At 59.7% G+C, this 25,556-nt stretch carries 27 protein-coding genes; 18 read left to right on the forward strand and 9 right to left on the reverse strand.

Features of this window, described 5'->3' with window-relative positions:
• The first annotated feature begins 250 nt into the window (after positions 1-250).
• From HB680_RS16630 to hisC, 10 genes are all read left to right on the forward strand, one after another.
• Entirely contained in the window at positions 251-1,060 is an 810-nt protein-coding gene (locus HB680_RS16630; protein ID WP_213939701.1) for an ATP-binding cassette domain-containing protein, read from the forward strand.
• On the forward strand, positions 1,060-1,857 hold the full coding sequence (mlaE, locus tag HB680_RS16635; protein WP_213939702.1) for a lipid asymmetry maintenance ABC transporter permease subunit MlaE: 798 nt from the start codon (positions 1,060-1,062) through the stop codon (positions 1,855-1,857). Before HB680_RS16630 ends, mlaE begins: the two co-directional genes overlap by 1 nt.
• Positions 1,857-2,324 carry an outer membrane lipid asymmetry maintenance protein MlaD gene (gene mlaD, locus HB680_RS16640; RefSeq protein WP_054049893.1) on the forward strand — a complete coding sequence of 156 codons (468 nt, stop codon included), beginning with the start codon at positions 1,857-1,859 and terminating at the stop codon, positions 2,322-2,324. The genes mlaE and mlaD overlap by 1 nt, the downstream gene beginning before the upstream one ends.
• 11 nt (positions 2,325-2,335) lie before the next feature.
• Positions 2,336-2,989, forward strand: a complete 654-nt coding sequence (locus tag HB680_RS16645) for an ABC transporter substrate-binding protein (protein WP_213939703.1) — start codon at positions 2,336-2,338, stop codon at positions 2,987-2,989.
• Positions 2,986-3,291, forward strand: a complete 306-nt coding sequence (locus tag HB680_RS16650; protein ID WP_213939704.1) for an STAS domain-containing protein — start codon at positions 2,986-2,988, stop codon at positions 3,289-3,291. Before HB680_RS16645 ends, HB680_RS16650 begins: the two co-directional genes overlap by 4 nt.
• A 115-nt stretch (positions 3,292-3,406) precedes the next feature.
• Positions 3,407-3,646, forward strand: coding sequence for a BolA family protein (locus tag HB680_RS16655; RefSeq protein WP_007912386.1), 240 nt, complete (start codon positions 3,407-3,409; stop codon positions 3,644-3,646).
• A gap of 22 nt (positions 3,647-3,668) precedes the next feature.
• On the forward strand, positions 3,669-4,934 hold the full coding sequence (gene murA / locus HB680_RS16660; RefSeq protein ID WP_213939705.1) for a UDP-N-acetylglucosamine 1-carboxyvinyltransferase: 1,266 nt from the start codon (positions 3,669-3,671) through the stop codon (positions 4,932-4,934).
• A gap of 129 nt (positions 4,935-5,063) precedes the next feature.
• On the forward strand, positions 5,064-5,699 hold the full coding sequence (gene hisG / locus HB680_RS16665; RefSeq protein WP_092273233.1) for an ATP phosphoribosyltransferase: 636 nt from the start codon (positions 5,064-5,066) through the stop codon (positions 5,697-5,699).
• Between the two features lie 126 nt (positions 5,700-5,825).
• Positions 5,826-7,151 (forward strand): histidinol dehydrogenase, encoded by a 1,326-nt coding sequence (hisD, locus tag HB680_RS16670; RefSeq protein ID WP_213939706.1) that lies wholly within the window; start codon positions 5,826-5,828, stop codon positions 7,149-7,151.
• A gap of 2 nt (positions 7,152-7,153) precedes the next feature.
• A complete protein-coding gene (gene hisC, locus HB680_RS16675) occupies positions 7,154-8,206 on the forward strand; it encodes a histidinol-phosphate transaminase (RefSeq protein WP_213939707.1) in 1,053 nt (350 codons plus the stop codon).
• A 122-nt stretch (positions 8,207-8,328) separates the two neighbouring features.
• Here the strand turns inward: hisC and algW are convergent, their stop codons facing one another.
• A complete protein-coding gene (algW, locus tag HB680_RS16680) occupies positions 8,329-9,483 on the reverse strand; it encodes a Do family serine endopeptidase AlgW (protein ID WP_201200607.1) in 1,155 nt (384 codons plus the stop codon).
• Between the two features lie 102 nt (positions 9,484-9,585).
• On the opposite strand from algW, the gene HB680_RS16685 reads away from it, so the two are divergent.
• The 4 genes from HB680_RS16685 (at position 9,586) to cysN (ending at position 13,926) form a co-directional block, all read left to right on the forward strand.
• On the forward strand, positions 9,586-10,344 hold the full coding sequence (locus HB680_RS16685) for a Nif3-like dinuclear metal center hexameric protein (RefSeq protein WP_213939708.1): 759 nt from the start codon (positions 9,586-9,588) through the stop codon (positions 10,342-10,344).
• Between the two features lie 267 nt (positions 10,345-10,611).
• The gene (gene cysD / locus HB680_RS16690; RefSeq protein ID WP_010463281.1) at positions 10,612-11,529 is read left to right on the forward strand and encodes a sulfate adenylyltransferase subunit CysD; all 918 of its coding nucleotides are present in this window, start codon (positions 10,612-10,614) and stop codon (positions 11,527-11,529) included.
• 103 nt (positions 11,530-11,632) lie between these two features.
• Positions 11,633-11,974, forward strand: coding sequence for a four helix bundle protein (locus HB680_RS16695; RefSeq protein WP_213939709.1), 342 nt, complete (start codon positions 11,633-11,635; stop codon positions 11,972-11,974).
• Between the two features lie 53 nt (positions 11,975-12,027).
• A complete protein-coding gene (gene cysN, locus HB680_RS16700; protein WP_213939710.1) occupies positions 12,028-13,926 on the forward strand; it encodes a sulfate adenylyltransferase subunit CysN in 1,899 nt (632 codons plus the stop codon).
• A 168-nt stretch (positions 13,927-14,094) separates the two neighbouring features.
• On the opposite strand, the gene HB680_RS16705 is transcribed toward cysN, so the two are convergent.
• The 3 genes from HB680_RS16705 to HB680_RS16715 are packed head-to-tail and all read right to left on the reverse strand — an operon-like array spanning position 14,095 to position 17,499.
• A complete protein-coding gene (locus tag HB680_RS16705) occupies positions 14,095-15,000 on the reverse strand; it encodes an acyltransferase (RefSeq protein ID WP_213939711.1) in 906 nt (301 codons plus the stop codon).
• On the reverse strand, positions 15,001-17,100 hold the full coding sequence (gene pta, locus HB680_RS16710; RefSeq protein WP_213939712.1) for a phosphate acetyltransferase: 2,100 nt from the start codon (positions 17,098-17,100) through the stop codon (positions 15,001-15,003).
• Positions 17,101-17,160: 60 nt separating this feature from the next.
• On the reverse strand, positions 17,161-17,499 hold the full coding sequence (locus HB680_RS16715; RefSeq protein WP_213939713.1) for a DUF3565 domain-containing protein: 339 nt from the start codon (positions 17,497-17,499) through the stop codon (positions 17,161-17,163).
• On the opposite strand from HB680_RS16715, the gene HB680_RS16720 reads away from it, so the two are divergent.
• From HB680_RS16720 to HB680_RS16730, 3 genes are all read left to right on the forward strand, one after another.
• Positions 17,468-17,953: a peptidylprolyl isomerase gene (locus HB680_RS16720; RefSeq protein ID WP_008150718.1), complete on the forward strand. Its 486-nt coding sequence runs from the start codon at positions 17,468-17,470 to the stop codon at positions 17,951-17,953. The two genes, HB680_RS16715 and HB680_RS16720, sit on opposite strands and share 32 nt — an antisense overlap.
• Before the next feature lie 121 nt (positions 17,954-18,074).
• On the forward strand, positions 18,075-18,557 hold the full coding sequence (locus HB680_RS16725) for a glutathione peroxidase (protein WP_213939714.1): 483 nt from the start codon (positions 18,075-18,077) through the stop codon (positions 18,555-18,557).
• Positions 18,558-18,740: 183 nt separating this feature from the next.
• Positions 18,741-19,844, forward strand: coding sequence for an NADH:flavin oxidoreductase (locus HB680_RS16730; protein WP_054049862.1), 1,104 nt, complete (start codon positions 18,741-18,743; stop codon positions 19,842-19,844).
• Positions 19,845-19,945: 101 nt separating this feature from the next.
• Here HB680_RS16730 and HB680_RS16735 read toward each other — a convergent pair whose 3' ends face one another.
• Together HB680_RS16735 and cysZ are read right to left on the reverse strand one after the other, a co-directional pair.
• Positions 19,946-21,121, reverse strand: coding sequence for a glycosyltransferase family 1 protein (locus HB680_RS16735; protein WP_213939715.1), 1,176 nt, complete (start codon positions 21,119-21,121; stop codon positions 19,946-19,948).
• A gap of 36 nt (positions 21,122-21,157) precedes the next feature.
• On the reverse strand, positions 21,158-21,934 hold the full coding sequence (gene cysZ, locus HB680_RS16740) for a sulfate transporter CysZ (RefSeq protein ID WP_213939716.1): 777 nt from the start codon (positions 21,932-21,934) through the stop codon (positions 21,158-21,160).
• A 314-nt stretch (positions 21,935-22,248) separates the two neighbouring features.
• Between cysZ and trxB the strand changes: the two genes are divergently transcribed.
• Positions 22,249-23,211 (forward strand): thioredoxin-disulfide reductase, encoded by a 963-nt coding sequence (gene trxB, locus HB680_RS16745; protein ID WP_213939717.1) that lies wholly within the window; start codon positions 22,249-22,251, stop codon positions 23,209-23,211.
• A gap of 176 nt (positions 23,212-23,387) precedes the next feature.
• Here the strand turns inward: trxB and HB680_RS16750 are convergent, their stop codons facing one another.
• The 3 genes from HB680_RS16750 to HB680_RS16760 all read right to left on the reverse strand — a co-directional run bounded on the left by HB680_RS16750 (position 23,388) and on the right by HB680_RS16760 (position 25,479).
• Positions 23,388-24,638, reverse strand: coding sequence for an aspartate aminotransferase family protein (locus tag HB680_RS16750; protein WP_213939718.1), 1,251 nt, complete (start codon positions 24,636-24,638; stop codon positions 23,388-23,390).
• A 213-nt stretch (positions 24,639-24,851) separates the two neighbouring features.
• A complete protein-coding gene (locus HB680_RS16755) occupies positions 24,852-25,190 on the reverse strand; it encodes a HopJ type III effector protein (RefSeq protein ID WP_213939719.1) in 339 nt (112 codons plus the stop codon).
• A complete protein-coding gene (locus tag HB680_RS16760; protein WP_213939720.1) occupies positions 25,183-25,479 on the reverse strand; it encodes a DUF1244 domain-containing protein in 297 nt (98 codons plus the stop codon). The genes HB680_RS16755 and HB680_RS16760 overlap by 8 nt, the downstream gene beginning before the upstream one ends.
• Between the last annotated feature and the right edge of the window lie 77 nt (positions 25,480-25,556).

Genomic DNA, 25,556 nt, shown 5'->3' on the forward strand with positions numbered 1-25,556 from the left:
AGGCGGCGATTATAGCGGTAATGATCGAAACCCTCACGCAAGTTCGTCGTGCTTTGTAAATAGCTGTTACCGAATCCCTCTAAATCAGCGTATTCGCCTGTCCTGTTGCTGAACATGTCCCGGCTTTGGCCTTGGGCGCTTGGCCTTTGCAGTGATATAGTTCGCCGCCAGTTCGGCCTGCCCACGGAGGTGTGTGCTTTCGTCAGAAAGCCAGGCGTCCGAGTGAGAGGCTGCATCGCAAGGAGTTTAGATGAGTGCCGATAACGCCTACGCGGTCGAGCTGAAGGGACTGACCTTCAAGCGCGGTACGCGCAGCATTTTCAATAACGTCGATATCCGCATCCCGCGCGGCAAGGTCACCGGCATCATGGGACCTTCCGGGTGTGGCAAGACCACGCTGTTACGGCTGATGGGCGCACAGTTGCGACCTTCCAGCGGTGAAGTCTGGGTCAACGGTCAGAATCTGCCCCAATTGTCTCGCAGCGATCTGTTCGATGCGCGCAAGCACATGGGTGTGCTATTCCAGAGCGGCGCACTGTTTACGGATCTCGATGTGTTCGAGAACGTCGCCTTTCCGCTGCGCGTTCATACCGAATTGCCGGAAGAAATGATCCGTGACATCGTCCTGCTCAAATTGCAGGCGGTGGGCTTGCGTGGCGCCATCGACCTGATGCCGGACGAGTTGTCCGGTGGCATGAAGCGTCGCGTCGCGCTGGCCCGCGCCATTGCCCTCGATCCGCAGATCCTCATGTATGACGAGCCCTTCGTGGGGCAGGACCCGATCGCCATGGGTGTACTCGTGCGCCTGATCCGCCTGCTCAACGACGCGCTGGGCATCACCAGCATCGTGGTTTCCCATGATCTGGCGGAAACCGCGAGCATTGCCGATTACATTTATGTGGTGGGCGAAGGGCAAGTGTTGGGGCAGGGCACGCCTGAAGAGCTGATGAACTCGGACGAGCCGCGTATCCGTCAATTCATGACAGGCGAACCCGACGGCCCGGTCGCCTATCACTTTCCAGCGACGGATTACCGCGCAGATCTTCTGGGGAAGCGCTGATGCGCAAGATTTCACTAATAGAAAGAGTGCGCCGGTTCGGCCAGGCGGCGATCGATGCCATCGGGGTGTTCGGGCGCGCGGCGATTTTCCTGTTCCATGCGTTGCTGGGGCGCGGCGGAATTGGCGGCGGTTTCGGCTTGCTGGTCAAGCAACTGCATTCGATCGGCGTGATGTCCCTGGTGATCATCGTGGTCTCCGGGGTGTTCATTGGCATGGTGTTGGCGCTGCAAGGCTTCAATATTCTGTCCAGCTACGGTTCGGAGCAGGCCGTCGGGCAGATGGTTGCCCTGACGTTGCTGCGTGAACTGGGGCCGGTAGTGACTGCATTGCTGTTCGCCGGGCGTGCCGGTTCGGCCCTGACCGCCGAAATCGGCAACATGAAGTCCACCGAGCAGTTGTCCAGTCTGGAAATGATTGGCGTCGACCCGCTCAAGTACATCGTTGCCCCGCGTCTGTGGGCCGGTTTCATTTCCCTGCCGGTGCTGGCGATGATTTTCAGCGTCGTCGGGATCTGGGGCGGTTCGTGGGTCGCAGTCGACTGGCTGGGGGTCTATGACGGCTCCTACTGGGCGAACATGCAAAACAGCGTGACGTTCAATGGCGACGTGCTCAACGGCATCATCAAAAGCATCGTTTTCGGGTTTGTCGTGACCTGGATTGCCGTATTCCAAGGCTATGACTGCGAGCCCACTTCCGAGGGGATCAGTCGTGCCACAACCAAGACCGTGGTGTATGCCTCTTTGGCAGTGCTCGGCCTGGACTTTATTCTGACTGCCTTGATGTTTGGAGATTTCTGATGCAAAACCGCACCCTGGAAATCGGTGTCGGCCTTTTCTTGCTGGCTGGCATCCTGGCTTTGCTGCTGCTTGCGTTGCGGGTCAGTGGCCTGTCCCCGACCGCAAACGCCGAAACGTATAAACTTTATGCGTACTTCGACAATATCGCCGGTTTGACTGTCAGAGCTAAAGTGACCATGGCCGGTGTGACCATCGGCAAGGTCACGGCGATCGATCTGGACCGCGACAGTTTCACCGGCCGGGTGACCATGCAACTGGAAAAGCGCGTAGATAATCTGCCGACTGACTCCACTGCATCTATCCTGACGGCGGGCCTGTTGGGCGAGAAGTACATCGGTATCAGCGTGGGCGGGGAACAAGCCTTGCTCAAGGATGGTGGAACCATCCACGACACCCAGTCGTCGTTGGTGCTCGAGGACCTGATCGGTAAATTCCTGCTCAATACCGTTAGTAAAGACGCCAAATGAGGAGCTTTTGAATGATCTCTACCTTGCGACGTGGCCTGTTGGTATTACTCGCGGCCCTGCCGTTGATGGCTAACGCCGTGGCGGCGCCTTCGGCGCACGATCTGGTTCAGGACACTACAACCCGGATGCTTGCCGATTTGTCGGCCAATAAAGAGAAGTACAAGCAGGATCCCGCAGACTTTTACACGGCGCTGAACACCATCGTCGGGCCTGTGGTGGATGCCGAGGGTATTTCCAAGAGCATCATGACGGTCAAGTATTCGCGCAAAGCTACACCTGCGCAGATGCAAGCGTTTCAGGAAAACTTCAAGAAAGGCCTGTTCCAGTTCTATGGCAACGCCTTGCTTGAGTACAACAACCAGGGCATTACCGTTGAGCCTGCCAAGGATGAGTCGGGCGACCGCACCAGCGTTGGCATGACCGTCAAGGGTAGCAATGGCGCGGTTTATCCTGTGCAGTACACGCTCGAAAAGATCAATGGCGAGTGGAAACTGCGCAACGTGATCATCAACGGCATCAACATCGGCAAGCTGTTCCGCGATCAATTCGCTGACGCAATGCAGCGCAACGGCAACGATCTGGACAAGACCATCAACAATTGGGCCGGGGAAGTCGCCAAGGCCAAGGCTTCTACCGAAGGCGCCGACAAGAAGTCCGCCCAATGAGTGAGTCGGCCGTTCGCATGAGCGAAGCCGGCGAGTTGCTGCTCAGCGGCGTGCTGGATTACCGTACCGGCCCTGACTTGCGCAAGCAGGGTCAGGCGCTGATCAAGTCCAGCAAGGCTACCGCCGTAGTGGTTGATTGTTCGGCGGTGGTGAAGTCCAGCAGTGTCGGCTTGTCGCTGCTGCTGTGCTTCATGCGCGATGCCCAGGCGGCTGGTAAGGCCCTAAGCATCCGCGCAATGCCCGAAGACATGCGCGAAATCGCTCAGGTCAGCGAATTGACCGAGCTGTTGGCGCACCCCTAACGACATCTATTAAAGAAGCCCCCCGTCAGAGTCCTGTGAATGCGGGGTTCGCAGGCGCGGGGCTTTTTTGTATGATGTCCGACCCGCGCGCACAGGGCGCCGATTGAGGTTGAGCATGCAGGCCGTAGAAGTGAAGAGCTTCCTTGAAGGAAAGCTGCCCGGAACGTTGGTAGAAGTTGAGGGCGAAGGCTGCAATTTCCAGCTGAACGTGATTAGCGATGAACTGGCGGCGTTGAGCCCGGTGAAGCGTCAGCAGCAGATCTATGCCCATTTGAACCCATGGATCACCGATGGCAGCATCCATGCGGTCACTATGAAATTTTTCAGCAGCGCGGCCTGGGCCGAGCGCACCTGAGCCCAAGGGCGTCGAGATTCTTATGGATAAATTGATTATTACTGGCGGCGTTCGTCTTGATGGCGAAATCCGCATCTCCGGGGCAAAGAACTCTGCCCTGCCGATCCTGGCCGCCACCTTGCTGTGCGATGGCCCGGTCACCGTGGCCAACCTGCCGCACCTGCACGACATCACCACCATGATCGAGCTGTTCGGTCGCATGGGTATCGAGCCGGTGATCGACGAGAAACTGAGCGTCGAAATCGACCCACGCACCATCAAGACCCTGATCGCGCCGTACGAACTGGTGAAAACCATGCGTGCCTCGATCCTGGTGCTGGGCCCGATGGTTGCCCGTTTCGGTGAAGCCGAAGTCGCACTGCCTGGCGGTTGCGCGATCGGTTCGCGTCCGGTTGACCTGCACATCCGTGGCCTTGAAGCCATGGGCGCGATCATCGACGTCGAAGGCGGCTACATCAAGGCCAAGGCGCCAGAAGGCGGCTTGCGCGGTGCGCACTTCTTCTTCGACACCGTCAGCGTGACCGGTACCGAAAACATCATGATGGCCGCTGCTTTGGCCAAGGGCCGTAGCGTGTTGGCTAACGCCGCGCGCGAGCCTGAAGTCATCGACCTGGCGAACTTCCTGATCGCCATGGGCGCCAAGATCACCGGCGCGGGCACAGACACCATCACCATCGATGGCGTTGAGCGTCTGCACCCGGCCACCTACAAGGTGATGCCGGACCGTATCGAAACCGGCACCTACCTGGTCGCGGCAGCCGTGACCGGCGGTCGTGTGAAGGTCAAGGACACCGATCCGACCATCCTCGAAGCCGTTCTGGAAAAACTTCGTGAGTCGGGTGCCGAAATCACCTGCGGCGACGACTGGATCGAGCTGAACATGCACGGCAAGCGGCCAAAAGCCGTCAACGTGCGGACCGCTCCGTACCCGGCGTTCCCGACCGACATGCAGGCGCAGTTCATCTCCCTCAACGCCATTGCCGAAGGCACCGGTGCGGTGATCGAGACGATCTTCGAAAACCGTTTCATGCACGTGTACGAACTGCACCGCATGGGCGCCAAGATCCAGGTCGAAGGCAACACGGCCATCGTCACCGGTACCGAGAAGCTCAAAGGCGCGCCAGTCATGGCCACCGACCTGCGTGCTTCGGCCAGCCTGGTGATCTCGGCGCTGATCGCCGAAGGCGACACCCTGATCGATCGCATCTACCACATCGACCGTGGTTACGAGTGCATCGAAGAGAAACTGCAGATGCTCGGCGCCAAGATCCGCCGCGTACCGGGCTAGTTTCTGCTGCATGGGCGCAGGGACGCGCCCGTTGAATTCGTTTCAGGTCGAGGGTGGTTGCGCCCTCGATGTGTGTCCGGCGCCGTTTGCGACCGGGCATGAGTACCTTGATAAGGACTGACGTTTCCCATGTTGACCATCGCACTGTCCAAGGGCCGCATCCTTGACGACACCCTGCCGCTTCTGGCTGAAGCGGGCATCGTGCCGACCGAGAATCCGGACAAGAGCCGCAAGCTGATCATCCCCACGACCCAGCCTGACGTCCGTCTGCTGATCGTGCGCGCCACCGACGTGCCGACCTATGTCGAGCATGGTGCCGCGGACCTGGGCGTCGCCGGTAAAGATGTGCTGATGGAATACGGCGGCCAGGGTCTCTATGAGCCACTGGACCTGCGGATTGCCCTGTGCAAACTGATGACCGCCGGCAAGGTCGGTGCCATCGAGCCCAAGGGCCGTCTGCGCGTCGCCACCAAGTTCGTCAATGTTGCCAAGCGTTACTACGCCGAGCAGGGCCGTCAGGTCGACATCATCAAGCTCTACGGCTCGATGGAGCTGGCGCCGCTGATTGGCCTGGCCGACAAGATCATCGACGTGGTCGACACCGGTAACACGCTGCGGGCCAATGGCCTGGAGCCACAGGATTTCATCGCTGACATCAGCTCCCGGCTGATCGTCAACAAGGCTTCGATGAAAATGCAGCACGCCCGTATCCAGGCGTTGATCGACACCCTGCGCAAGGCAGTGGAGTCTCGACACCGCGGCTGATTCACCTGCGCGACGTTAAGTCGCGCCCGTCTATCCGCCTCATAGCCAGAATTCTCAGGTGCCCAAGCGGATCGGCTGCTAGCTTACGGCACCTGAGTTTTTTGCCATTCCTATGAGGCTCTCGCTATGACCGCACCGACTGCAATTCGCCGACTCAACGCTGCTGACCCGGATTTCGCGCATCATCTGGATCATCTGCTGAGCTGGGAAAGTGTGTCTGACGACTCGGTCAATCAGCGGGTGCTGGACATCATCAAGGCTGTGCGCGAGCGCGGCGATGCGGCGCTGGTGGAATTCACCCAGAAGTTCGACGGCCTGCAAGTCGCGTCCATGGCGGACCTGATTCTGCCGCGCGAACGCCTGGAACTGGCTCTGACCCGTATCACGGCGCCGCAGCGCGAAGCCCTGGAAAAAGCCGCGGCCCGGGTGCGCAGCTACCACGAAAAACAGAAACAGGAATCCTGGAGCTACACCGAAGCCGATGGCACGGTGCTGGGCCAGAAAGTCACGCCGCTGGATCGCGCCGGCCTGTACGTGCCGGGCGGCAAAGCCTCGTACCCGTCGTCGGTGCTGATGAATGCGATTCCGGCCAAGGTGGCCGGGGTGACCGAAGTGGTCATGGTTGTGCCGACCCCGCGCGGTGAAATCAATGAATTGGTGTTGGCCGCGGCCTGCATCGCTGGCGTGGATCGGGTGTTCACCATCGGCGGCGCGCAAGCGGTCGCCGCGCTGGCTTACGGCACCGAAAGTGTGCCGAAGGTCGATAAGGTCGTCGGCCCGGGCAACATCTATGTCGCCACCGCCAAGCGCCACGTGTTTGGCCAGGTCGGCATCGATATGATCGCCGGGCCTTCGGAAATCCTCGTGGTCTGCGACGGCCAGACCGATCCGGACTGGATCGCCATGGACCTGTTCTCCCAGGCCGAGCACGACGAAGACGCCCAGGCGATTCTGGTCAGCCCGGACGCCGAGTTCCTCGACAAGGTGGCCGCGAGCATCAGCAAATTGCTGCCGACCATGGAGCGTGCCGAGATCATCGAAACCTCGATCAATGGTCGCGGTGCGCTGATCAAGGTGCGCGACATGGAGCAAGCCATCGAAGTGGCCAACCGCATTGCGCCGGAGCATCTGGAGTTGTCGGTCGCTGATCCGCAAGCCTGGCTGCCGCAGATTCGTCACGCTGGTGCGATTTTCATGGGCCGTCACACTTCCGAAGCCTTGGGCGATTACTGCGCCGGTCCGAACCATGTGTTGCCGACCTCGGGCACCGCGCGCTTCTCGTCGCCGCTGGGTGTGTATGACTTCCAGAAACGCTCGTCGATCATCTTCTGCTCCGAGCAGGGTGCCTCCGAACTGGGCAAGACTGCTTCCGTGCTGGCCCGTGGCGAGTCGCTGACCGCCCACGCCCGCAGTGCCGAATACCGCATCGTTGACGATAAGAAGGTTGACTGATCATGAGTAAATTCTGGAGCCCCTTCGTCAAGAGTCTGGTGCCTTACGTGCCGGGCGAGCAGCCGAAACTGGCGAAACTGGTGAAGCTCAACACCAATGAAAACCCTTACGGCCCATCGCCTAAAGCCTTGGCGGCGATGCAGACCGAGCTGAACGACAACTTGCGTCTGTACCCGGACCCGAACAGCGATCTGCTGAAAAATGCGGTGGCCAAGTATTACGGCGTGCAGAGCAATCAAGTGTTCCTCGGCAACGGTTCCGATGAAGTCCTGGCGCACATCTTTCACGGCTTGCTGCAGCACGACAATCCGGTGCTGTTTCCGGACATCAGCTACAGCTTCTACCCGGTTTACTGCGGGTTGTACGGCATCGCCTTTGACGCGGTGCCGCTGGACGCGCAGTTCCAGATCAACCCGGCGGACTATGCCAAGCCCAACGGCGGGATCATTTTCCCTAACCCGAATGCGCCGACCGGTTGCCTGCTGGCGCTGGACGCGGTGGAACAAATCCTCAAGGCGAACCCGGATTCGGTGGTGGTGGTTGATGAAGCCTATATCGACTTCGGCGGCGAAACCGCGATCAGCCTCGTGGACCGTTACCCGAACCTGCTGGTGACTCAGACCCTGTCCAAGTCCCGTTCCCTGGCGGGCCTGCGGGTCGGTCTGGCGGTGGGGCACCCGGACTTGATCGAGGCGCTGGAGCGGATCAAGAACAGCTTCAACTCCTACCCGCTGGATCGCCTGGCGAATGTTGGGGCGGCGGCGGCGTTTGAGGATCGTGAGTATTTCGACAAGACCTGCCGGTTGGTTATCGAGCATCGCGAGAAGGTTGTTGGGCAGTTGGAAGCGAAGGGTTTTGAAGTGCTGCCGTCAGCGGCCAACTTCATCTTCGCCCGTCACCCGCAGCACGATGCGGCGGGGCTGGCGGCGAAGTTGCGTGAGCAGGGTGTGATCGTTCGGCACTTCAAGCAGGAGCGGATTGCCCAGTTCCTGCGGATCTCCATCGGCACGCCAGAGCAGAATCAGGCCCTGATCGACGGCCTCGGCGACCTCTAAACCACGGAACCCAATGTGGGAGCGGGCTTGCTCGCGAAGGCGGCAGCACATCCAGCAGTGATGTGACTGACACTCCGCTTTCGCGAGCAAGCCCGCTCCCACATTGGTTTTGTGGTGTGTGCTTACTCTTCTTCTTTAACCGGCGCCGGCGGCGGACGCAGGCCAATCTCCGCGCTCAGCTTCAACTCCTTGCCGTTACGCATCACCTGAATCGAAACCTTGTCCGTCGGTTTGATCCGCGCCACCTGGTTCATCGAGCGACGGCCATCGCCCGCGGGTTCGCCGTCAATGCTGAGGATCACATCACCGAGTTGCAGGCCGGCCTTCTGTGCCGGGCCGTCGCGGAAAATCCCCGCCACCACAATTCCCGGACGCCCGGACAGGCCAAACGATTCCGCCAGTTCCTGGGTCAGCGGCTGCACTTCAATCCCGAGCCAGCCACGAATCACCTGGCCGTGTTCGATGATCGACTTCATCACTTCCATCGCCAGTTTCACCGGGATCGCGAAACCGATGCCTTGGGAACCGCCGGACTTGGAGAAGATCGCGGTGTTGATGCCGGTCAGGTTGCCGTTGGCATCCACCAGCGCACCGCCGGAGTTGCCGGGGTTGATCGCGGCGTCGGTCTGGATGAAATCTTCGTAGTTATTCAGGCCCAACTGGTTACGCCCGGTGGCGCTGATGATGCCCATGGTCACGGTCTGGCCGACGCCGAACGGGTTGCCGATGGCCAGCGCGACGTCACCGATGCGGATGTTGTCGGAGCGGCCGATGGTGATCGACGGCAGGGTTTTCAGGTCGATTTTCAAGACCGCCAGATCGGTTTCCGGGTCGCTGCCGATGACGCGGGCCAGGGTTTCGCGGCCATCCTTGAGCGCCACGACAATCTGGTCGGCGCCGGTGGTCACGTGGTTATTGGTCAGGATGTAGCCTTCCGGGCTCATGATCACGCCGGAACCGAGGCTCGACTCCATGCGCTTTTGCTTGGGCGAGTTGTCGCCGAAGAAGCGGCGGAACTGCGGATCTTCAAACAGCGGATGATTCGGTTTGTTGATGACTTTGGTGGTGTACAGGTTGACCACCGCCGGCGCGGCGATCACCACGGCGTCGGCATAAGACACCGGCCCCTGTTGCACGCTGGTGGTTTGCGGAGCTTGCTGCAGGTTGACGTCGAGGCTCGGAAGCCCGACCCACTGCGGGTAACGCTGGATTATCAACAGAGCGATAAGCACGCCGGCCAACAGCGGCCAGCCGGAAAAACGCAGCGCCTTAAGCATTAAGCAAGTCCTGGAAAGGTTGCAGGTGGTATGAGACCGCCCATAATGTCGCGCATTATACGAGGCGAGCGTGCCTCTGAACGGGATATTTAGGAGTCTTTTATGGCCGTCGCCCTGAGCACCCTGGTCGAAGAAGCCGACCGTTACCTTAACAGTTCAAAGATCGCCGACTACTGCCCGAATGGCTTGCAGGTCGAAGGTCGTCCGCAAGTGATGCGCATCGTCAGCGGCGTCACCGCCAGCCAGGCGCTGCTGGACGCGGCAGTCGAGGCCAAGGCCGATCTGGTGCTGGTGCATCACGGTTATTTCTGGAAGGGCGAGAACCCGTGCATCACCGGCATGAAGCAGCGCCGGTTGAAAACCCTGCTCAAGCACGACATCAGCCTGCTGTCTTATCACTTGCCGCTGGATCTGCACCCGGACGTTGGCAATAACGTGCAGCTTGCACGTCAGTTGGACATCACCGTCGAAGGTCCGCTGGACCCGGACAACCTGAAAGTCGTCGGCCTGGTCGGCTCGCTGAGCGAACCGATGAGCCCCCGGGATTTTGCCCGTCGCGTGCAGGAAGTCATGGGTCGCGAGCCGTTGCTGATTGAAGGCAACGCGATGATTCGTCGCGTCGGCTGGTGCACCGGTGGTGGCCAGGGCTATATCGATCAGGCGGTGTTGGCCGGTGTCGATCTGTACCTCAGTGGCGAAGCGTCCGAGCAGACCTTTCACAGCGCCCGGGAAAATGACATCAGCTTCATCGCCGCCGGGCATCACGCCACCGAGCGTTATGGCGTGCAGGCATTGGGCGATTACCTGGCGCGACGCTTTGCCGTTGAACACATCTTCATCGATTGCCCGAACCCGATCTGACTCCTGAGCGCAATGCTATCTCCTCCAGGAGCTGCCGAAGGCTGCGATCTTTTGATCCTAAAATCAAAGTCAAAAGATCGCAGCCTTCGGCAGCTCCTACAGAGGTAAGGTTTCAAAGAGCCCGGTATGGGTGAGGCCAAACGAGGGGGTATATTCATATACCCTTTCGATCTAGTTGGCGTCCTGATTAGAAGGGGGCGCTGTGCTAGGATTCCCCGCTCGAACACGGCCCGCTGGCCGTCCATAAGATCGTTTTCGTGAGTAGCCATGGTCGACAAACTGACGCATCTGAAACAGCTGGAGGCCGAAAGCATCCACATCATCCGCGAGGTCGCCGCCGAGTTCGATAACCCGGTGATGCTGTACTCCGTCGGTAAAGACTCCGCCGTGATGCTGCACCTTGCGCGCAAGGCATTCTTCCCGGGCAAACTGCCGTTCCCGGTGATGCACGTCGACACCCGCTGGAAGTTCAAGGAAATGTACGCGTTCCGCGACCGTATGGTCGAAGAACTCGGCTTGGACCTGCTGGTGCACGTCAACCCCGATGGCGTTGCGCAGGGTATCAACCCGCTGACCCACGGCAGTGCCAAACACACTGACATCATGAAGACCGAAGGCCTCAAACAGGCCCTCGACAAGTACGGTTTCGACGCCGCTTTCGGTGGCGCCCGTCGTGACGAAGAGAAGTCCCGTGCCAAAGAGCGCGTGTATTCCTTCCGTGACACCAAGCACCGCTGGGACCCGAAAAACCAGCGTCCAGAGTTGTGGAACGTCTACAACGGCAACGTCAACAAGGGCGAATCCATTCGTGTATTCCCGTTGTCGAACTGGACCGAACTGGACATCTGGCAGTACATCTACCTCGAAGGCATCCCGATCGTGCCGCTGTATTTCGCCGCCGAGCGCGACGTTATCGAGATGAATGGCACCTGGATCATGATCGACGACGAACGCCTGCTCAATCACCTGAGCGACGAAGACAAGGCGCGCATCGTCAAGAAAAAGGTGCGTTTCCGTACGCTGGGTGACTACCCGTTGACCGGTGCGGTCGAGTCCGAGGCCACCAGCCTGACCGACATCATTCAGGAAATGCTCCTGACGCGAACTTCCGAACGCCAGGGCCGGGTCATCGATCACGATGGCGCAGGCTCGATGGAAGAAAAGAAACGTCAGGGGTATTTCTAAGCTTTGAGTTACAAGCGGCAAGCTGCAAGTTAAGGGCGGTATGCGTAACGTTGTAGTTTGGTGCTTGTGGCCGGTTGCTGCGAGCCGTTACGGATGACTCGCAATGGATTTCGAGAAGCTGATTGTCTGGCAGAGAAGCAAGTGTTTGGCGGTAAGGATCTATAGAGAGTTTGCGAGATGTGGGGATTTTGGTTTCAAGGATCAAATTACCCGCTCCGCACTATCGGTGCCTTCCAATATTGCTGAAGGGATGGAGCGTTGCGGTGCCAAGGAAAAAGTACATTTTCTTTGGGTGGCAAAAGCTTCGTGTGGTGAGTTGCGCACTCAGATCCTCATCGGCCGTGATATTGCCTACATTGCTGATCTTCTGGCTGACGATTGGATTAAAGAAACCCGCGAGCTTTCAAGAATGCTATGCGGCTTGATCAACAAAATTTCTGAGTAGCTGTACGCCGACAAGCTTGCCGCTTGAAGCTTACAGCTTGGAGCTCGAATGCAATGAGTCACGTATCTGATTTGATCAGCGAGGACATCCTCGCCTACCTGGGCCAGCACGAACGCAAGGAAATGCTGCGCTTTCTGACCTGTGGCAACGTCGACGACGGCAAGAGCACCCTGATCGGGCGCTTGCTGCACGACTCCAAGATGATCTACGAAGATCACCTGGAAGCCATCACCCGTGACTCGAAAAAAGTCGGCACCACCGGTGAAGACATCGACCTGGCCTTGCTGGTCGACGGCTTGCAGGCCGAGCGGGAGCAGGGCATCACCATTGATGTCGCTTACCGTTATTTCTCCACCGCCAAGCGCAAATTCATCATCGCCGACACCCCTGGCCATGAGCAGTACACCCGCAACATGGCCACCGGTGCGTCCACCTGTGACTTGGCGATCATCCTGGTCGATGCCCGTTACGGCGTGCAGACCCAGACCCGCCGCCACAGCTTCATTGCCTCGTTGCTCGGCATCAAGCACATCGTGGTCGCCATCAACAAGATGGACCTCAACGGCTTCGACGAAACTGTGTTCGAGTCGATCAAGGCCGACTACCTGAAGTTCGCCGACGGCATCGCGTTCAAGCCGACCACCATGGCCTTCGTGCCGATGTCCGCTCTGAAGGGCGACAACGTGGTGAACAAGTCCGAGCGCTCGCCGTGGTACACCGGCCAGTCGCTGATGGAAATTCTCGAAACCGTCGAGATTGCCAACGATCGCAACTACACCGACTTGCGTTTCCCGGTGCAGTACGTCAACCGTCCGAACCTGAACTTCCGTGGTTTCGCCGGCACCCTGGCCAGCGGCATCGTGCACAAGGGCGACGAAATCGTGGTGCTGCCGTCGGGCAAGAGCAGCCGCGTGAAATCCATCGTCACCTTCGAAGGTGAGCTGGAGCATGCTGGCCCGGGTCAAGCGGTGACGCTGACCATGGAAGACGAGATCGACATTTCTCGTGGCGATTTGCTGGTGCACGCCGATAACCTGCCGCAAGTGACTGACGCCTTCGACGCCATGCTGGTGTGGATGGCCGAAGAACCGATGCTGCCGGGCAAGAAATACGACATCAAGCGCGCCACGTCCTACGTGCCGGGTTCGATCACCAGCATCGTCAATCGCGTTGACGTGAACACTTTGGAAGAAGGTCCGGCCAGTTCGTTGAACCTGAACGAGATCGGCCGGGTCAAGGTCAGCCTCGACGCTGCCATCGCACTGGATGGCTACGCGAGCAACCGCACCACCGGTTCGTTCATCGTGATCGATCGCTTGACCAATGGCACCGTCGCCGCTGGCATGATCATCGCTCAGCCGTTGGCGCATGGCAGCAGCACGCACCATGGCAAATCGGCCCATGTAGCCACCGAGGAGCGTGCCCAGCGCTTCGGCCAGCAGCCGACCACCGTGTTGTTCAGCGGCTTGTCCGGCGCCGGCAAAAGCACCCTGGCTTACGCGGTTGAACGCAAGTTGTTTGACATGGGCCGGGCGGTGTTTGTACTGGATGGGCAGAACCTGCGTCATGACCTGAACAAAGGCCTGCCATTGGATCGTGCCGGACGTAATGAGAATTGGCGTCGTGCCGCTCATGTGGCGCGTCAGTTCAACGAAGCCGGTTTGCTGACGTTGGCGGCGTTCGTTGCGCCGAGTGCCGAAGGTCGTGAACAAGCCAAGGACCTGATCGGCAAGGAGCGTCTGCTGACCGTTTACGTCCAGGCCTCGCCGACGGTGTGTGCCGAGCGTGATCCGCAAGGGCTGTACGCCGCCGGTGGCGACAACATCCCGGGCGACTCCTTCCCGTACGACGTACCGCTGGACGCCGACCTTGTGGTCGACACCCAGTCGCTGTCGCTGGAAGAAAGCGTCAAGCAAGTGTTGGATCTGCTGCGTCAGCGTGGCGCGATCTAAGCGTTAGCCGGTCATAAAAAACCCGCCGATGAGTGATCATCGGCGGGTTTTTTTGAGCCTGGTGATTTCAAAATGTGGGAGCGGGCTTGCTCGTGAATACGGACTGACGTTCAACATTGTTGTCGACTGACACACCGCTTTCGCGAGCAAGCCCGCTCCCACATGGGTTCAGCGGCGGTCAGGGAATTCGCGATGCATCTGCCCCAACAACGCATCCTTGTCTTCCCACAGCTGATTAATCCAGCCCTGGAACTGCAATCGATACTCGCCATCCTGGTCGTAATTCTTGCCAATGAACTGCGGTGGAATCTTCAGTTCCTGGAAATGCACCACCACGTCCTTCACGTTCCCGCAAAGCAGATCCCAGTAACCTGGACGCCCACCCGGATAGTGAATGGTCACGTTGACGATGGACTCAAGCTGTTCACCCATCGCATCCAGCACAAACGCAATGCCACCTGCCTTCGGCTTGAGCAGGTACTTGAACGGTGATTTCTGCTGCGCATGCTTGCCTTCAGTAAACCGCGTGCCTTCAACAAAGTTGAAAATCCCCACCGGGTTGTTGCGGAATTTGTCGCAGGTCTTGCGCGTGGTTTCCAGGTCTTTGCCTTTCTTCTCCGGGTGTTTTTCCAGATAGGCCTTGGAGTAGCGTTTCATGAACGGAAACCCCAGCGCCCACCAGGCCAGGCCAATCACCGGGACCCAGATCAGCTCTTGCTTGAGAAAGAACTTCAGCGGCTGGATACGACGGTTGAGCACGTATTGCAGGACCATGATGTCGACCCAGCTCTGGTGGTTGCTGGTGATCAAGTACGAGTGCTGATAGTCGAGCCCCTCGAGACCGCTGAGGTGCCAGCGGGTGCGGCAGACCAGATTCATCCAGGCCTTGTTGTTGCTGATCCAGGCTTCGTGGGTGTGGCTCATCAACCAACGGGTGAAGCGCTGGGCGAGGGCGAAGGGCAGCACTTTGAACAGCGCCACGAGGAACAGAAACGAGCACAGCAGAATGGTGTTCAGGGCCAGCAATAACGAGGCAATCACACCGCGCACGGCGGCAGGCAGGAAATCCAGCATTTAAAGATCCATAGGTCGGTTGGCAGCTTGAATCGCGGTCAACGCGATGGTGTAGACGATGTCGTCGACTTGCGCGCCGCGCGGCAGGTCGTTCACCGGTTTGCGCAGGCCTTGCAGCATTGGCCCGAGGCTCACGCAATCGGCGCTGCGCTGCACGGCTTTGTGGGTGGTGTTGCCGGTGTTCAGGTCCGGGAACACGAACACCGTGGCGCGACCGGCCACCTGACTGTTCGGCGCCAATTGCTTAGCGACGGCTTCGTTGGCCGCGGCGTCGTACTGCAACGGGCCGTCGATCAGCAGCGAGTGTTGTTGTTCGTGGGCGAGCAACGTCGCTTCACGGACCTTCTCGACTTCTTCGCCACTGGCGGATTCACCGCTGGAGTAGCTGATCATCGCGACGCGCGGTGTGATGCCGAACGCCGCCGCCGAGTCGGCGCTTTGCAACGCGATCTCGGCCAGTTCGCTGGCGCTCGGGTGCGGGTTCATCACACAGTCGCCGTAAACCAATACTTCTTCTGGAAACAGCATGAAGAACACCGACGACACCAGCGTGCAGCCCGGTGCGGTTTTAATCAGCTGAAGAGCCGGGCGAATGGTATTGGCGGTGGAGTGAATGACCCCGGACACCAGGCCATCGACTTCGTCCAGCGCCAGCATCATGGTGCCGATCACCACGGTGTCTTCCAGTTGCTGCTCGGCCATCGGCGCGTTGAGGCTTTTGCTCTTGCGCAGGGCCACCATCGGTTCGATGTAATTGCCGCGAATCAGGTCCGGGTCGAGAATCTCCAGGCCTGGCGGCAACTCGATGCCCTGGGCGCGGGCCACGGCTTCGACATCGGCCGGTTTGGCCAGCAACACGCAGCGGGCGATGCCACGGGCCTGGCAAATCGCGGCGGCTTGCACGGTCAGCGGCTCGCTGCCTTCGGGCAACACGATGCGCTTGTTGGCGGCCTGGGCGCGCTGGATCAATTGATAACGGAACACGGCGGGCGACAGGCGCATTTCCCGTGGTGTGCCGCAACGCTGATGCAGCCACTTGGCGTCGAGGTGGCTGGCGACGAAGTCGGTGATGATCTCCGCACGCTCGCGGTCGTCGATCGGGATTTCCTTGTTCAGGCCGTTCAACTGGTTGGCGGTGTCGTAGGAGCCGGTGCTCACCGACAACACCGGCAGGCCCGCCTGCAAGGCGCCACGACACAGATCCATGATCCGTGGGTCGGGCAGGGTGTCGCTGGTCAGCAACAGGCCAGCCAGGGGCACGCCGTTCATGGCGGCGAGGCTGACGGCGAGGATGATGTCGTCGCGATCGCCCGGCGTCACCACCAGCACGCCGGGCTTGAGCAGCTCCACGGTGTTGCGCATGGTGCGGGCGCAGATGATGATTTTGGTCATGCGCCGGGTTTCGTAGTCACCGGCATTGAGAATCTGCGCGCCCATCAGATCGGCCACATCGCGGGTGCGCGGGGCGTTCAATTCCGGCTGGAAGGGAATGCAGCCGAGCAGGCGGAAGTCACCACTGCGCAGCAACGGCGAGTGTTCCTTCAGACGTGAAGCGAAGGCCTCCATGCTTTCATCGGTCTTGACCTTGTTGAGGATCACGCCGAGGACTTTCGGGTCTTTCGGTCCGCCGAACAATTGCGCCTGCAATTCCACCCGGCCGGAGAGTTCGGTCAGCACTTCGTTTTCCGGCGCCGAGACCAGAATCACTTCCGCATCAAGGCTCTTGGCCAAGTGCAGATTGACCCGCGCGGCGTAACTGGCGCTGCGGGTCGGCACCATGCCCTCGACGATCAGCACGTCTTTGCCCACGGCGGCCTGCTGATACAGGGTGATGATTTCTTCGAGCAACTCATCCAGTTGGCCGTCGCCGAGCATGCGCTCAACATGGGCCAGGCCCAGCGGTTGCGGCGGCTTGAGGCCGTGGGTGCGCGCCACCAGTTCGGTGGAACGCTCGGGGCCGGTGTCGCCCGGATGGGGCTGGGCAATCGGTTTGAAAAAGCCGACTTTCAGCCCGGCTCGCTCAAGGGTACGCACCAGCCCGAGGCTGATGGAGGTCAGACCCACACCAAAATCGGTGGGCGCGATAAAAAAAGTTTGCATGCGGATTCTCTGGAGGTGCATGGCAATGGTGACGGCCTATGGCTGGTCGTCTACCGAAATTCAGTCGCCAAGGTTATCGCTAACCGAGCCTTGTGCGCACCAACCGCAAGCAAAGGGCTGGCCTATTTTTTCAATACGTTGCGCCGGGTCCAGGACCCAGGCCCGGGATTGCCAGGGCGGCTGATGGCGCAGGTGCTGGGTGTGGCCGCAGGATAGCTCGGCCACCCAATGGCCATCCTCGTCTTGATGAAAGCCTGTGACCGTTGAGGGTTTCATGGCGATCCGTCTGTCCGGGTTGTGTTCGCTTTCGGGCGATTGCTTCGCTAAACTCGCTCTTTCTATATTCTTCTGCAAAAGGTCTCGCCCCATGCTGATCGCCGCCAATAAGGCTGTCTCCATCGACTATACCCTGACCAACGACGCTGGTGAGGTCATCGACAGCTCCGCCGGCGGCGCGCCGCTGGTCTACCTGCAAGGCGCAGGTAACATCATCCCGGGCCTGGAAAAAGCCCTGGAAGGCAAAACCGTCGGTGACGAACTGACGGTTGCCGTAGAACCTGAAGATGCCTACGGCGAATACGCTGCCGAACTGGTCAGCACTCTGAGCCGCAGCATGTTCGAAGGCGTCGACGAACTGGAAGTGGGCATGCAGTTCCACGCTTCCGCACCGGACGGTCAGATGCAAATTGTCACCATTCGTGACCTGGACGGCGACGATGTCACCGTTGACGGCAACCACCCGTTGGCCGGTCAGCGCCTGAATTTCCAGGTCAAGATCATCGACATCCGTGACGCCAGCCAGGAAGAAATCGCTCATGGTCACGTCCATGGCGAAGGTGGCCATCACCACTGATTTCTGCGCTAAGCTCAGAGAACTGGAGAGGCGCCCGAGGGCGCCTTTTTAGTCCGCGGCTGTCCCAGGCGGCACCGCCAAGTGGCTGTTTCGAGAAGAACACGGGAATTTGGAGTTCGTCATGAGTGCTTTCCACGACCTTAAATTGACAGCCCTGGATGGTCAGGAGCTACCTCTGGCGCCCTTCAAGGGGCACGTCGTGCTGGTGGTCAACGTTGCCTCCAAATGTGGCTTGACCCCACAGTACGCGGCACTTGAAAACCTCTATCAGCAATACAAGGGCCAGGGCTTCAGCGTGCTCGGCTTGCCGTGCAACCAGTTCGCGGGACAGGAGCCGGGCACTGAGCAAGAGATTCAGGACTTCTGCAGTCTCAACTATGGCGTGACCTTTCCGTTGTCCAGCAAGCTGGAAGTCAACGGCCATGACCGTCATCAGTTGTACCGTTTGCTGGCGGGCGAGGGTGCGGAGTTTCCGGGCGACATCACCTGGAACTTCGAGAAATTCCTGCTCGGTAAAGACGGGCGTGTCTTGGCGCGCTTTTCGCCGCGTACCGCGCCGGATGATCCGACAATTATCCATGCGATTGAAAAAGCGCTGAGCTGAAAAAACATCAAAAGATCGCAGCCTTCGGCAGCTCCTACGGGTGTTCACATTCCCGCGTAGGAGCTGCCGAAGGCTGCGATCTTTTGCTTTTGACTCTTAATCACCCAAATCAATAGTGCTGTTCAAGGCTTGCGACTCTCCATATTATCCTCGTCATAAAGTCATTTTCCCGTGGAGCGTCCCATGCCCGTCAAAGCCTTGTTCAAACCGTTCCACCTCGGCACCCTCGAACTGCCGACCCGCGTCGTCATGGCGCCGATGACCCGCTCCTTTTCCCCAGGCGGCGTACCCAATTCCAAAGTGATCGAATACTACCGTCGCCGTGCTGCGGCCGGCGTGGGCTTGATCATCACCGAAGGCACCACCGTCGGGCACAAGGCCTCCAACGGCTACCCGAACGTGCCGCACTTCTACGGTGAAGCGGCGCTGGCCGGTTGGAAGAAGGTTGTCGACGCGGTGCACGCCGAAGGCGGCAAGATTGTTCCGCAGCTGTGGCATGTGGGCAGCGTGCGTCGCATCGGCACCGAGCCGGACGCCAGCGTCCCAGGTTACGGCCCGTCGGAAAAACTCAAGGACGGTCAGGTCGTGGTTCACGGCATGACTAAACAGGATATCCAGGACGTGATTGCTGCGTTCGCCCAGTCGGCCAAAGACGCCCAGAGTATCGGCATGGACGGCGTGGAAATCCACGGCGCCCACGGTTATCTGGTGGACCAGTTCTTCTGGGAAGGCACCAACCAGCGTACCGACGAATACGGCGGCAGCCTGGCCAACCGTTCGCGTTTCGCCATCGAATTGATTCAGGCCGTGCGCGCGGCGGTGGGCGAAGGCTTCCCCATCATCTTCCGTTTCTCCCAATGGAAGCAGCAGGATTACACCGCACGCCTGGTGCAAACGCCGGAAGCCTTGGGCGAATTCCTCAAGCCGTTGTCCGACGCCGGCGTGGACATTTTCCACTGCTCGACTCGACGTTTCTGGGAGCCGGAGTTCGACGGTTCTGAACTGAACCTGGCTGGCTGGACCCGTAAACTCACCGGCAAGCCGACCATCACTGTGGGCAGCGTTGGCCTGGACGGCGAGTTCCTGCAGTTTATGGTCAACACCGACAAGATCGCCCAACCGGCCAGCCTGGAAAAACTGCTGGAGCGTTTGAATAACGATGAGTTTGATCTGGTGGCCGTCGGTCGTGCGTTGTTGGTCGACCCGGACTGGGCGCAGAAAGTGCGTGACGGTCGCGAGGAAGACATTCTGCCGTTCAGCCGTGAGGCGTTGATGACGTTGGTTTAAGTAGCGACTGGAAGGGCCCCTTCGCGAGCAAGCCCGCTCCCACATTTGATCTCATGTGGGAGCGGGCTTGCTCGCGAAGGCTTACTAACAGTCACTGAAAATCAGGGCAAAATCGACGCGTTCGGCACCACCTGCTCCCCGACACAAGCCCCCCGCAACTGCCCCTCAAACTGCTCGATAATCGCCGCCCATCCCTGGCGACTCGCATGCTGGCGTGCATTCAGCCGCATGCAGCGCAAGGTTTCCCGTTCCTCCAGCAACCAGCGCGCCGCATCACAGAACGCCGCCTCATCCCCGGGCATTGCCAGCACGCCGTTATAGCCGTGACGAATGTGCTGACCCGCCGCCGCCAGATCGTACGCCACCACACCCAACCCCGAGGCCAGCGCCTCAAGCACCACATTGCCGAAGGTTTCGGTCATGCTCGGAAACAGAAACACATCCCCTGACGCATAGTGACTGGCCAAGGCTTCGCCGCGCTGTGAGCCGCAGAAGATTGCCTCGGGCAATTCCTTCTCCAGCGTGATCCGTAAAGGACCGTCGCCGACTACGATCAGCTTCAAGTTGCGCTGTGGATACGTCGCCTTCAGTGCGTCGAAACTGCGTTTGAGCAAGCCCAGGTTCTTTTCCGGTGCCAGGCGTCCGACGTGAATGACGGCGATGTCATCGTCAGTTAATCCCCATTGCTCACGCAGCGCGTTCAGGCGTTTGGCTGGGTGAAACAATTGGCTGTCGACGCCTCGGGACAACAGCGCCAGGCGTTCGAATTGCCGACGCTCCAGCTCCAGACGTTGGCTGACGCTGGGCACCAGGGTCAGGGTCGAGCGGTTGTGAAACCAGCGCAGGTAGTGGGTCAGCAAGCGCGTCAGCAGACCGAGCCCGTACTGGCTCGAGTACTGCTGGAAGTTGGTGTGAAAGCCACTGACCACCGAAATCCCCAGGCGCCGCGCGGCGCGCAATGCCGATAAACCCAGCGGCCCTTCAGTGGCGATGTACAGCACGTCGGGGCGATGGCGTTTCCAGCGTCGCAGCAACTTGTGCATCGACGACTGGCCCCACTGCAACCCGGGATAACCCGGCAGCGGCCAGCCGCGACACAGCAGCAATGCGTCGTCACTGCCCAACTCCCGATCACAACCCTGACGCGGCCGCACCAGCTCGACCTGATGCCCGCGCGCGCGCAAACCATCGCACAAGCGGCCAAGGGTATTGGCCACGCCATTGATTTCCGGAGGGAAGGTTTCGGTGATCAGAGTGATATGCAGAGCTGTCGTCATGACCTCAGTGTCCGCTGAGGCCGTGTCGTCATTGTGTCAATGCGATGATGGATTTATGACCGAGCGCTGGGGCATCAGGTTTTCCGCACCGCGCTCACGCACCCAGAACAGCGTCGCCCCGGCCACGGCGGCCGGCATCATCAGGATGTTGACCACCGGAATCAGCAGCACCAGGTAAACACTTGCGCCAAAACTCATGCTCTGCCAGCGCTTCTCGCGCAGCCAGGCGAGCATCTCGTTCCAGCCCAGCTTGTGGTTGTCCGCCGGGTAGTCGATGTACTGGATCGCCATCATCCACACGCCGAACAGCAGCCACAGCGGTGCGGCGACGATATTCACCACCGGGATGAACGAGAGGATGAACAGCCCGATGGCTCGGGGCAGGAAGTAGCCGAGTTTGCGCATCTCCCGGGCCAGAGTCCGGGGGATCATCTCAATCAGCTCGCCCCAACTGAACGCCGGGAAGTCATCGGTGCCACGCACCACCACTTCGACTTTCTCCGCGAGGAAGCCGTTAAACGGCGCGGCGATGACGTTGGCGAGCAGGGTGAAGGTGAAGAACACCATCAGCACCACCAGCACCACGAATATCGGCCAGAGGATGTAACTGAGGAAACTCAGCCAGTCGGGCAGGGAGGGCATCAGCGTATCGACCCACAGACTGAATTGGTGGCCGGCCAGGTAAATCAATCCGACGAACAGCACCAGGTTGATCATCAGCGGCAACAACACGAACAAACGCAGGCCTGGGCTCAGGACCAGTTTGAGGCCTTCGCGCAGGTATTGCGGGCCGGACAGAACAGGGGCGGGCATAGCGTGCTCCGAGCAAAGGGTAAACGCGCCGACCTTACCGACTTTGCCGGGCGGGTGAAAGCGCAGCATTGGCATCGACATTCACTGTAACAAAGGCGTCTATAAAATCACTGTAACGGGATAGAGACCGCCTATGAGCTGGATTGTTAAACCGTATTTCCTTAATCTTCGCCCCCTCGATACGCTGCACCCATTCTTTTTACAGGACTGTCGAGCTCAAGCCTTCCCCAAGTGCTTTCAACAGTCCTTTTTTATTCCCGCCGGCAAACCCGGCGTTCCGCGCCAGTATTCGGGCCGGTTAACAGGAGCAGGTCATGTCTGAAGTCCGTCATTCGCGAGTGATTATTCTCGGTTCCGGCCCTGCCGGTTACAGCGCCGCGGTGTATGCCGCCCGTGCCAACCTCAAGCCGTTGCTGATCACTGGCATGCAGGCCGGCGGTCAACTGACCACCACCACCGAAGTCGACAACTGGCCGGGCGACGTCCATGGCCTGACCGGCCCGGCGCTGATGGACCGCATGAAAGAGCACGCCGAGCGCTTTGAAACCGAGATCGTGTTCGATCACATCAATGCCGTGGACTTCGCTGCCAAGCCGTACACCCTGACCGGTGACAGCGCCACTTACACCTGCGACGCCCTGATCATCGCCACCGGCGCCAGCGCTCGTTACCTGGGCCTGCCGTCGGAAGAAGCGTTCATGGGCAAAGGCGTGTCGGCCTGCGCGACCTGCGACGGTTTCTTCTATCGCAACAAGCCAGTGGCTGTGGTCGGTGGCGGTAACACTGCCGTTGAAGAAGCGCTGTACCTGGCCAACATCGCCAGCACCGTGACCCTGATCCACCGTCGCGAAACCTTCCGTGCCGAGAAGATCCTGATCGACAAACTGAATGCCCGGGTTGCCGAAGGCAAGATCATCCTCAAGCTGAACTCGAACCTGGACGAAGTCCTGGGCGACAACATGGGCGTGACCGGTGCTCGCCTGAAGAACAACGACGGCAGCTTCGACGAACTGACAGTAGACGGCGTATTCATCGCCATCGGCCACACGCCGAACACGTCGCTGTTCGAAGGCCAACTGACGTTGAAAGACGGTTACCTGGTAGTGCACGGCGGCCGTGAAGGCAACGCCACTGCAACCAACCTGGAAGGCATCTTCGCTGCCGGTGACGTGGCTGACCACGTTTACCGTCAAGCGATCACCTCGGCCGGTGCGGGTTGCATGGCTGCTCTGGACGCTGAGCGTTACCTCGACGATTTGCAGAACGTTAAGTTCTGATAGCGTTGAAATGAAAAAACCGGCCTTGGCCGGTTTTTTTGTGCCCACGATTTCACAGCCAACCCTGCACCCCTGTGGGAGCGGGCTTGCTCGCGAAAGCGGTGCATCAGTCGATATTGATATTGACTGACACACCGCTTTCGCGAGCAAGCTCGCTCCCACAAGGGAATGCGTGATCAGGTCAATTTCTTGATGCAAGCCTCAAAAATATCCAGCCCTTCCTCCAGCACCGCCGCCTCAATGGTCAGCGGCGCCAGCAGCCGAATGATGTTTCGCGACTTGCCGCTGGGCATCAACAGCAACTCCGCGTCCCGTGCCAGGGCCAACAACTGCGTCAACTGCGCAGATGCCGGTGAACCATCGGCGTTGGTCAGCTCGATGCCGCGCATCGCCCCGACGCCCGTCAACCGCCCCAGATACGGCGAAACTTTGCTGGCGCGCCAGGCTTCGTAGCGGCTGACGATGGCTTCTTCCTGCTGCGAACCCCAGGCCTGCAGGTTCGCATCGGTCATCTCGTCCAGGGTCGCCAGTGCCGCGGCGCAGGCGATCGGGTTACCCGAATACGTGCCGCCCAGCCCGCCCTTGGGCAAGGTGTCGAGCAATGACTTGCGCCCGACCACCGCCCCCAGCGGTACGCCGCCGGCGATGCTTTTGGCGAGCAGGATCAGGTCGGGCTCAATGCCCAGTCGCGAGAAGGCAAAACGTTCGCCGGTGCGGCCGAACCCGGACTGGATTTCGTCGGCGATCAGCAGGATGTTTTTCTCGTCACAGAAGCGCCGCAATGTCTGGGCGAATTCCACGTCCATCGCCAGGAAACCCGCTTCACCCTGCACCGGTTCCAGAATAAAACACGCGACGTCATTAACGTCGATCTCGACGCTGAACAGCCGATCCATGGCTTTCAAGGCCTCGGCGCAGGTCACGCCGTTGTCCTTGCTCGGGAAGGGCAGGTGATACACCGGGCCTGGCAGCACGCCGACTTTCTGTTTGTAGGGCGCGACTTTGCCATTGAGGTTGAGGGTGGCCAGGGTGCGACCGTGGAAAGCACCGTCAAACGCGATGACAGCTGTGCGGCCGGTGGCGCCACGCACGATCTTCAAGGCGTTTTCGGCCGCTTCCGCGCCGCTGTTGGTGAGCATGCCGCTGACCGGGTAGTCCACGGGAATGAACGCGGTCAGACGATCCATCAGTTCGATGTAGGGCGTATGCGGGGCGGCGTTGAACGCGTAGTGGGTCAGCCGGGTGGCTTGTTCGCGAATGGCCTCGACGATACGCGGGTGGCAGTGACCGAGGTTCAGCACGCCGATGCCGCCGACAAAGTCGATGTAGCGTTTGCCCTCGGTGTCCCAGACCTCGGCGTTTTTGCCGTGGCTGAGGGTGACGGGATGCACGACGTTGATCGACTGGCTGATGGACTCGCTGCTCATGGGTACCTGACTCGGAAGAAGGGTTGCTTCTTTTTATCTAAGCCGTGAGCAGTGGTGCCGGGCAAACGAAATAAAGTCGCCGGGTCAATCTTAAAAGTCGGGATGTGCTGTAGCAGCAAAAAGATCGCAGCCTTCGACAGCTCCTACAGGGGAATACGTACACCCGTAGGAGCTGCCGAAGGCTGCGATCTTTTGATTTTGCTCTCGCGTGAATCAGCGACGAGTCAGCGGCTGCTGAGTGAATTTCACACCGGCCAGACCATGGGCCATAAGCGCGCGGATATTGCCGTGATCGCTGCCCTCAGGCGTGGCCGCCACCGAACGGTAATGCTCGCCAAACGCCAACAGCGCCTCTTTGTCGCTCAAGCCTTCCAGCAGCGCCAGGCCCAGGGTTTTGCACGAACCTTCGTTCTGCCCGGCAGCGTTTTCCACGCCGCCGTTGTTGAAGGCTTGCGGCTGGTAGTCGTAACCGGCGGCGATGAAGGCCAGGGTGTCGGCGAAAGCGTGTTCGCCGCCGTTGAGGCTGGCGCGCAGGGTGTTCAAATCACTCATTGGGTTTTCCTTTGGCGAACGCCGCTTGTTGTTCGGCGCTGGCTTCTTGCTGGTATTGGGCTTTCCACTCGGCGTACGGCATGCCGTAAACCACTTCGCGGGCGTCCTCGAGGCTGACCTCGATCTGACGTTCGTCGGCGGCGGCCTTGTACCACTTGGACAGGCAGTTGCGGCAGAAACCCGAGAGGTTCATCAGGTCGATGTTCTGCACGTCCTTGCGGCTGTCCAGATGGGCAACCAACCGGCGAAAGGCGGCGGCTTCAAGTTCCAGGCGTTGTTGATCGGTCATAGGGGTCTCTGCGAGACAGCGGTAAGCGGTAAGCTTCAAGCTGCAAGTTGGGATGTGTTGGCCGTTAGCTTACCGCT

Source organism: Pseudomonas sp. dw_612, from assembly GCF_018449725.1.
GTDB lineage: Bacteria > Pseudomonadota > Gammaproteobacteria > Pseudomonadales > Pseudomonadaceae > Aquipseudomonas.

What these genes read in the sequence shown, in the direction of transcription:
- HB680_RS16630 (WP_213939701.1), top strand. Translation starts at nt 251, where the DNA reads ATGAGTGCCGATAACGCCTACGCGGTCGAGCTGAAGGGACTGACCTTC.
- mlaE (WP_213939702.1), top strand. Translation starts at nt 1,060, where the DNA reads ATGCGCAAGATTTCACTAATAGAAAGAGTGCGCCGGTTCGGCCAGGCG.
- mlaD (WP_054049893.1), top strand. Translation starts at nt 1,857, where the DNA reads ATGCAAAACCGCACCCTGGAAATCGGTGTCGGCCTTTTCTTGCTGGCT.
- HB680_RS16645 (WP_213939703.1), top strand. Translation starts at nt 2,336, where the DNA reads ATGATCTCTACCTTGCGACGTGGCCTGTTGGTATTACTCGCGGCCCTG.
- HB680_RS16650 (WP_213939704.1), top strand. Translation starts at nt 2,986, where the DNA reads ATGAGTGAGTCGGCCGTTCGCATGAGCGAAGCCGGCGAGTTGCTGCTC.
- HB680_RS16655 (WP_007912386.1), top strand. Translation starts at nt 3,407, where the DNA reads ATGCAGGCCGTAGAAGTGAAGAGCTTCCTTGAAGGAAAGCTGCCCGGA.
- murA (WP_213939705.1), top strand. Translation starts at nt 3,669, where the DNA reads ATGGATAAATTGATTATTACTGGCGGCGTTCGTCTTGATGGCGAAATC.
- hisG (WP_092273233.1), top strand. Translation starts at nt 5,064, where the DNA reads ATGTTGACCATCGCACTGTCCAAGGGCCGCATCCTTGACGACACCCTG.
- hisD (WP_213939706.1), top strand. Translation starts at nt 5,826, where the DNA reads ATGACCGCACCGACTGCAATTCGCCGACTCAACGCTGCTGACCCGGAT.
- hisC (WP_213939707.1), top strand. Translation starts at nt 7,154, where the DNA reads ATGAGTAAATTCTGGAGCCCCTTCGTCAAGAGTCTGGTGCCTTACGTG.
- algW (WP_201200607.1), bottom strand. Translation starts at nt 9,483, where the DNA reads ATGCTTAAGGCGCTGCGTTTTTCCGGCTGGCCGCTGTTGGCCGGCGTG.
- HB680_RS16685 (WP_213939708.1), top strand. Translation starts at nt 9,586, where the DNA reads ATGGCCGTCGCCCTGAGCACCCTGGTCGAAGAAGCCGACCGTTACCTT.
- cysD (WP_010463281.1), top strand. Translation starts at nt 10,612, where the DNA reads ATGGTCGACAAACTGACGCATCTGAAACAGCTGGAGGCCGAAAGCATC.
- HB680_RS16695 (WP_213939709.1), top strand. Translation starts at nt 11,633, where the DNA reads ATGGATTTCGAGAAGCTGATTGTCTGGCAGAGAAGCAAGTGTTTGGCG.
- cysN (WP_213939710.1), top strand. Translation starts at nt 12,028, where the DNA reads ATGAGTCACGTATCTGATTTGATCAGCGAGGACATCCTCGCCTACCTG.
- HB680_RS16705 (WP_213939711.1), bottom strand. Translation starts at nt 15,000, where the DNA reads ATGCTGGATTTCCTGCCTGCCGCCGTGCGCGGTGTGATTGCCTCGTTA.
- pta (WP_213939712.1), bottom strand. Translation starts at nt 17,100, where the DNA reads ATGCAAACTTTTTTTATCGCGCCCACCGATTTTGGTGTGGGTCTGACC.
- HB680_RS16720 (WP_008150718.1), top strand. Translation starts at nt 17,468, where the DNA reads ATGCTGATCGCCGCCAATAAGGCTGTCTCCATCGACTATACCCTGACC.
- HB680_RS16715 (WP_213939713.1), bottom strand. Translation starts at nt 17,499, where the DNA reads ATGGAGACAGCCTTATTGGCGGCGATCAGCATGGGGCGAGACCTTTTG.
- HB680_RS16725 (WP_213939714.1), top strand. Translation starts at nt 18,075, where the DNA reads ATGAGTGCTTTCCACGACCTTAAATTGACAGCCCTGGATGGTCAGGAG.
- HB680_RS16730 (WP_054049862.1), top strand. Translation starts at nt 18,741, where the DNA reads ATGCCCGTCAAAGCCTTGTTCAAACCGTTCCACCTCGGCACCCTCGAA.
- HB680_RS16735 (WP_213939715.1), bottom strand. Translation starts at nt 21,121, where the DNA reads ATGACGACAGCTCTGCATATCACTCTGATCACCGAAACCTTCCCTCCG.
- cysZ (WP_213939716.1), bottom strand. Translation starts at nt 21,934, where the DNA reads ATGCCCGCCCCTGTTCTGTCCGGCCCGCAATACCTGCGCGAAGGCCTC.
- trxB (WP_213939717.1), top strand. Translation starts at nt 22,249, where the DNA reads ATGTCTGAAGTCCGTCATTCGCGAGTGATTATTCTCGGTTCCGGCCCT.
- HB680_RS16750 (WP_213939718.1), bottom strand. Translation starts at nt 24,638, where the DNA reads ATGAGCAGCGAGTCCATCAGCCAGTCGATCAACGTCGTGCATCCCGTC.
- HB680_RS16755 (WP_213939719.1), bottom strand. Translation starts at nt 25,190, where the DNA reads ATGAGTGATTTGAACACCCTGCGCGCCAGCCTCAACGGCGGCGAACAC.
- HB680_RS16760 (WP_213939720.1), bottom strand. Translation starts at nt 25,479, where the DNA reads ATGACCGATCAACAACGCCTGGAACTTGAAGCCGCCGCCTTTCGCCGG.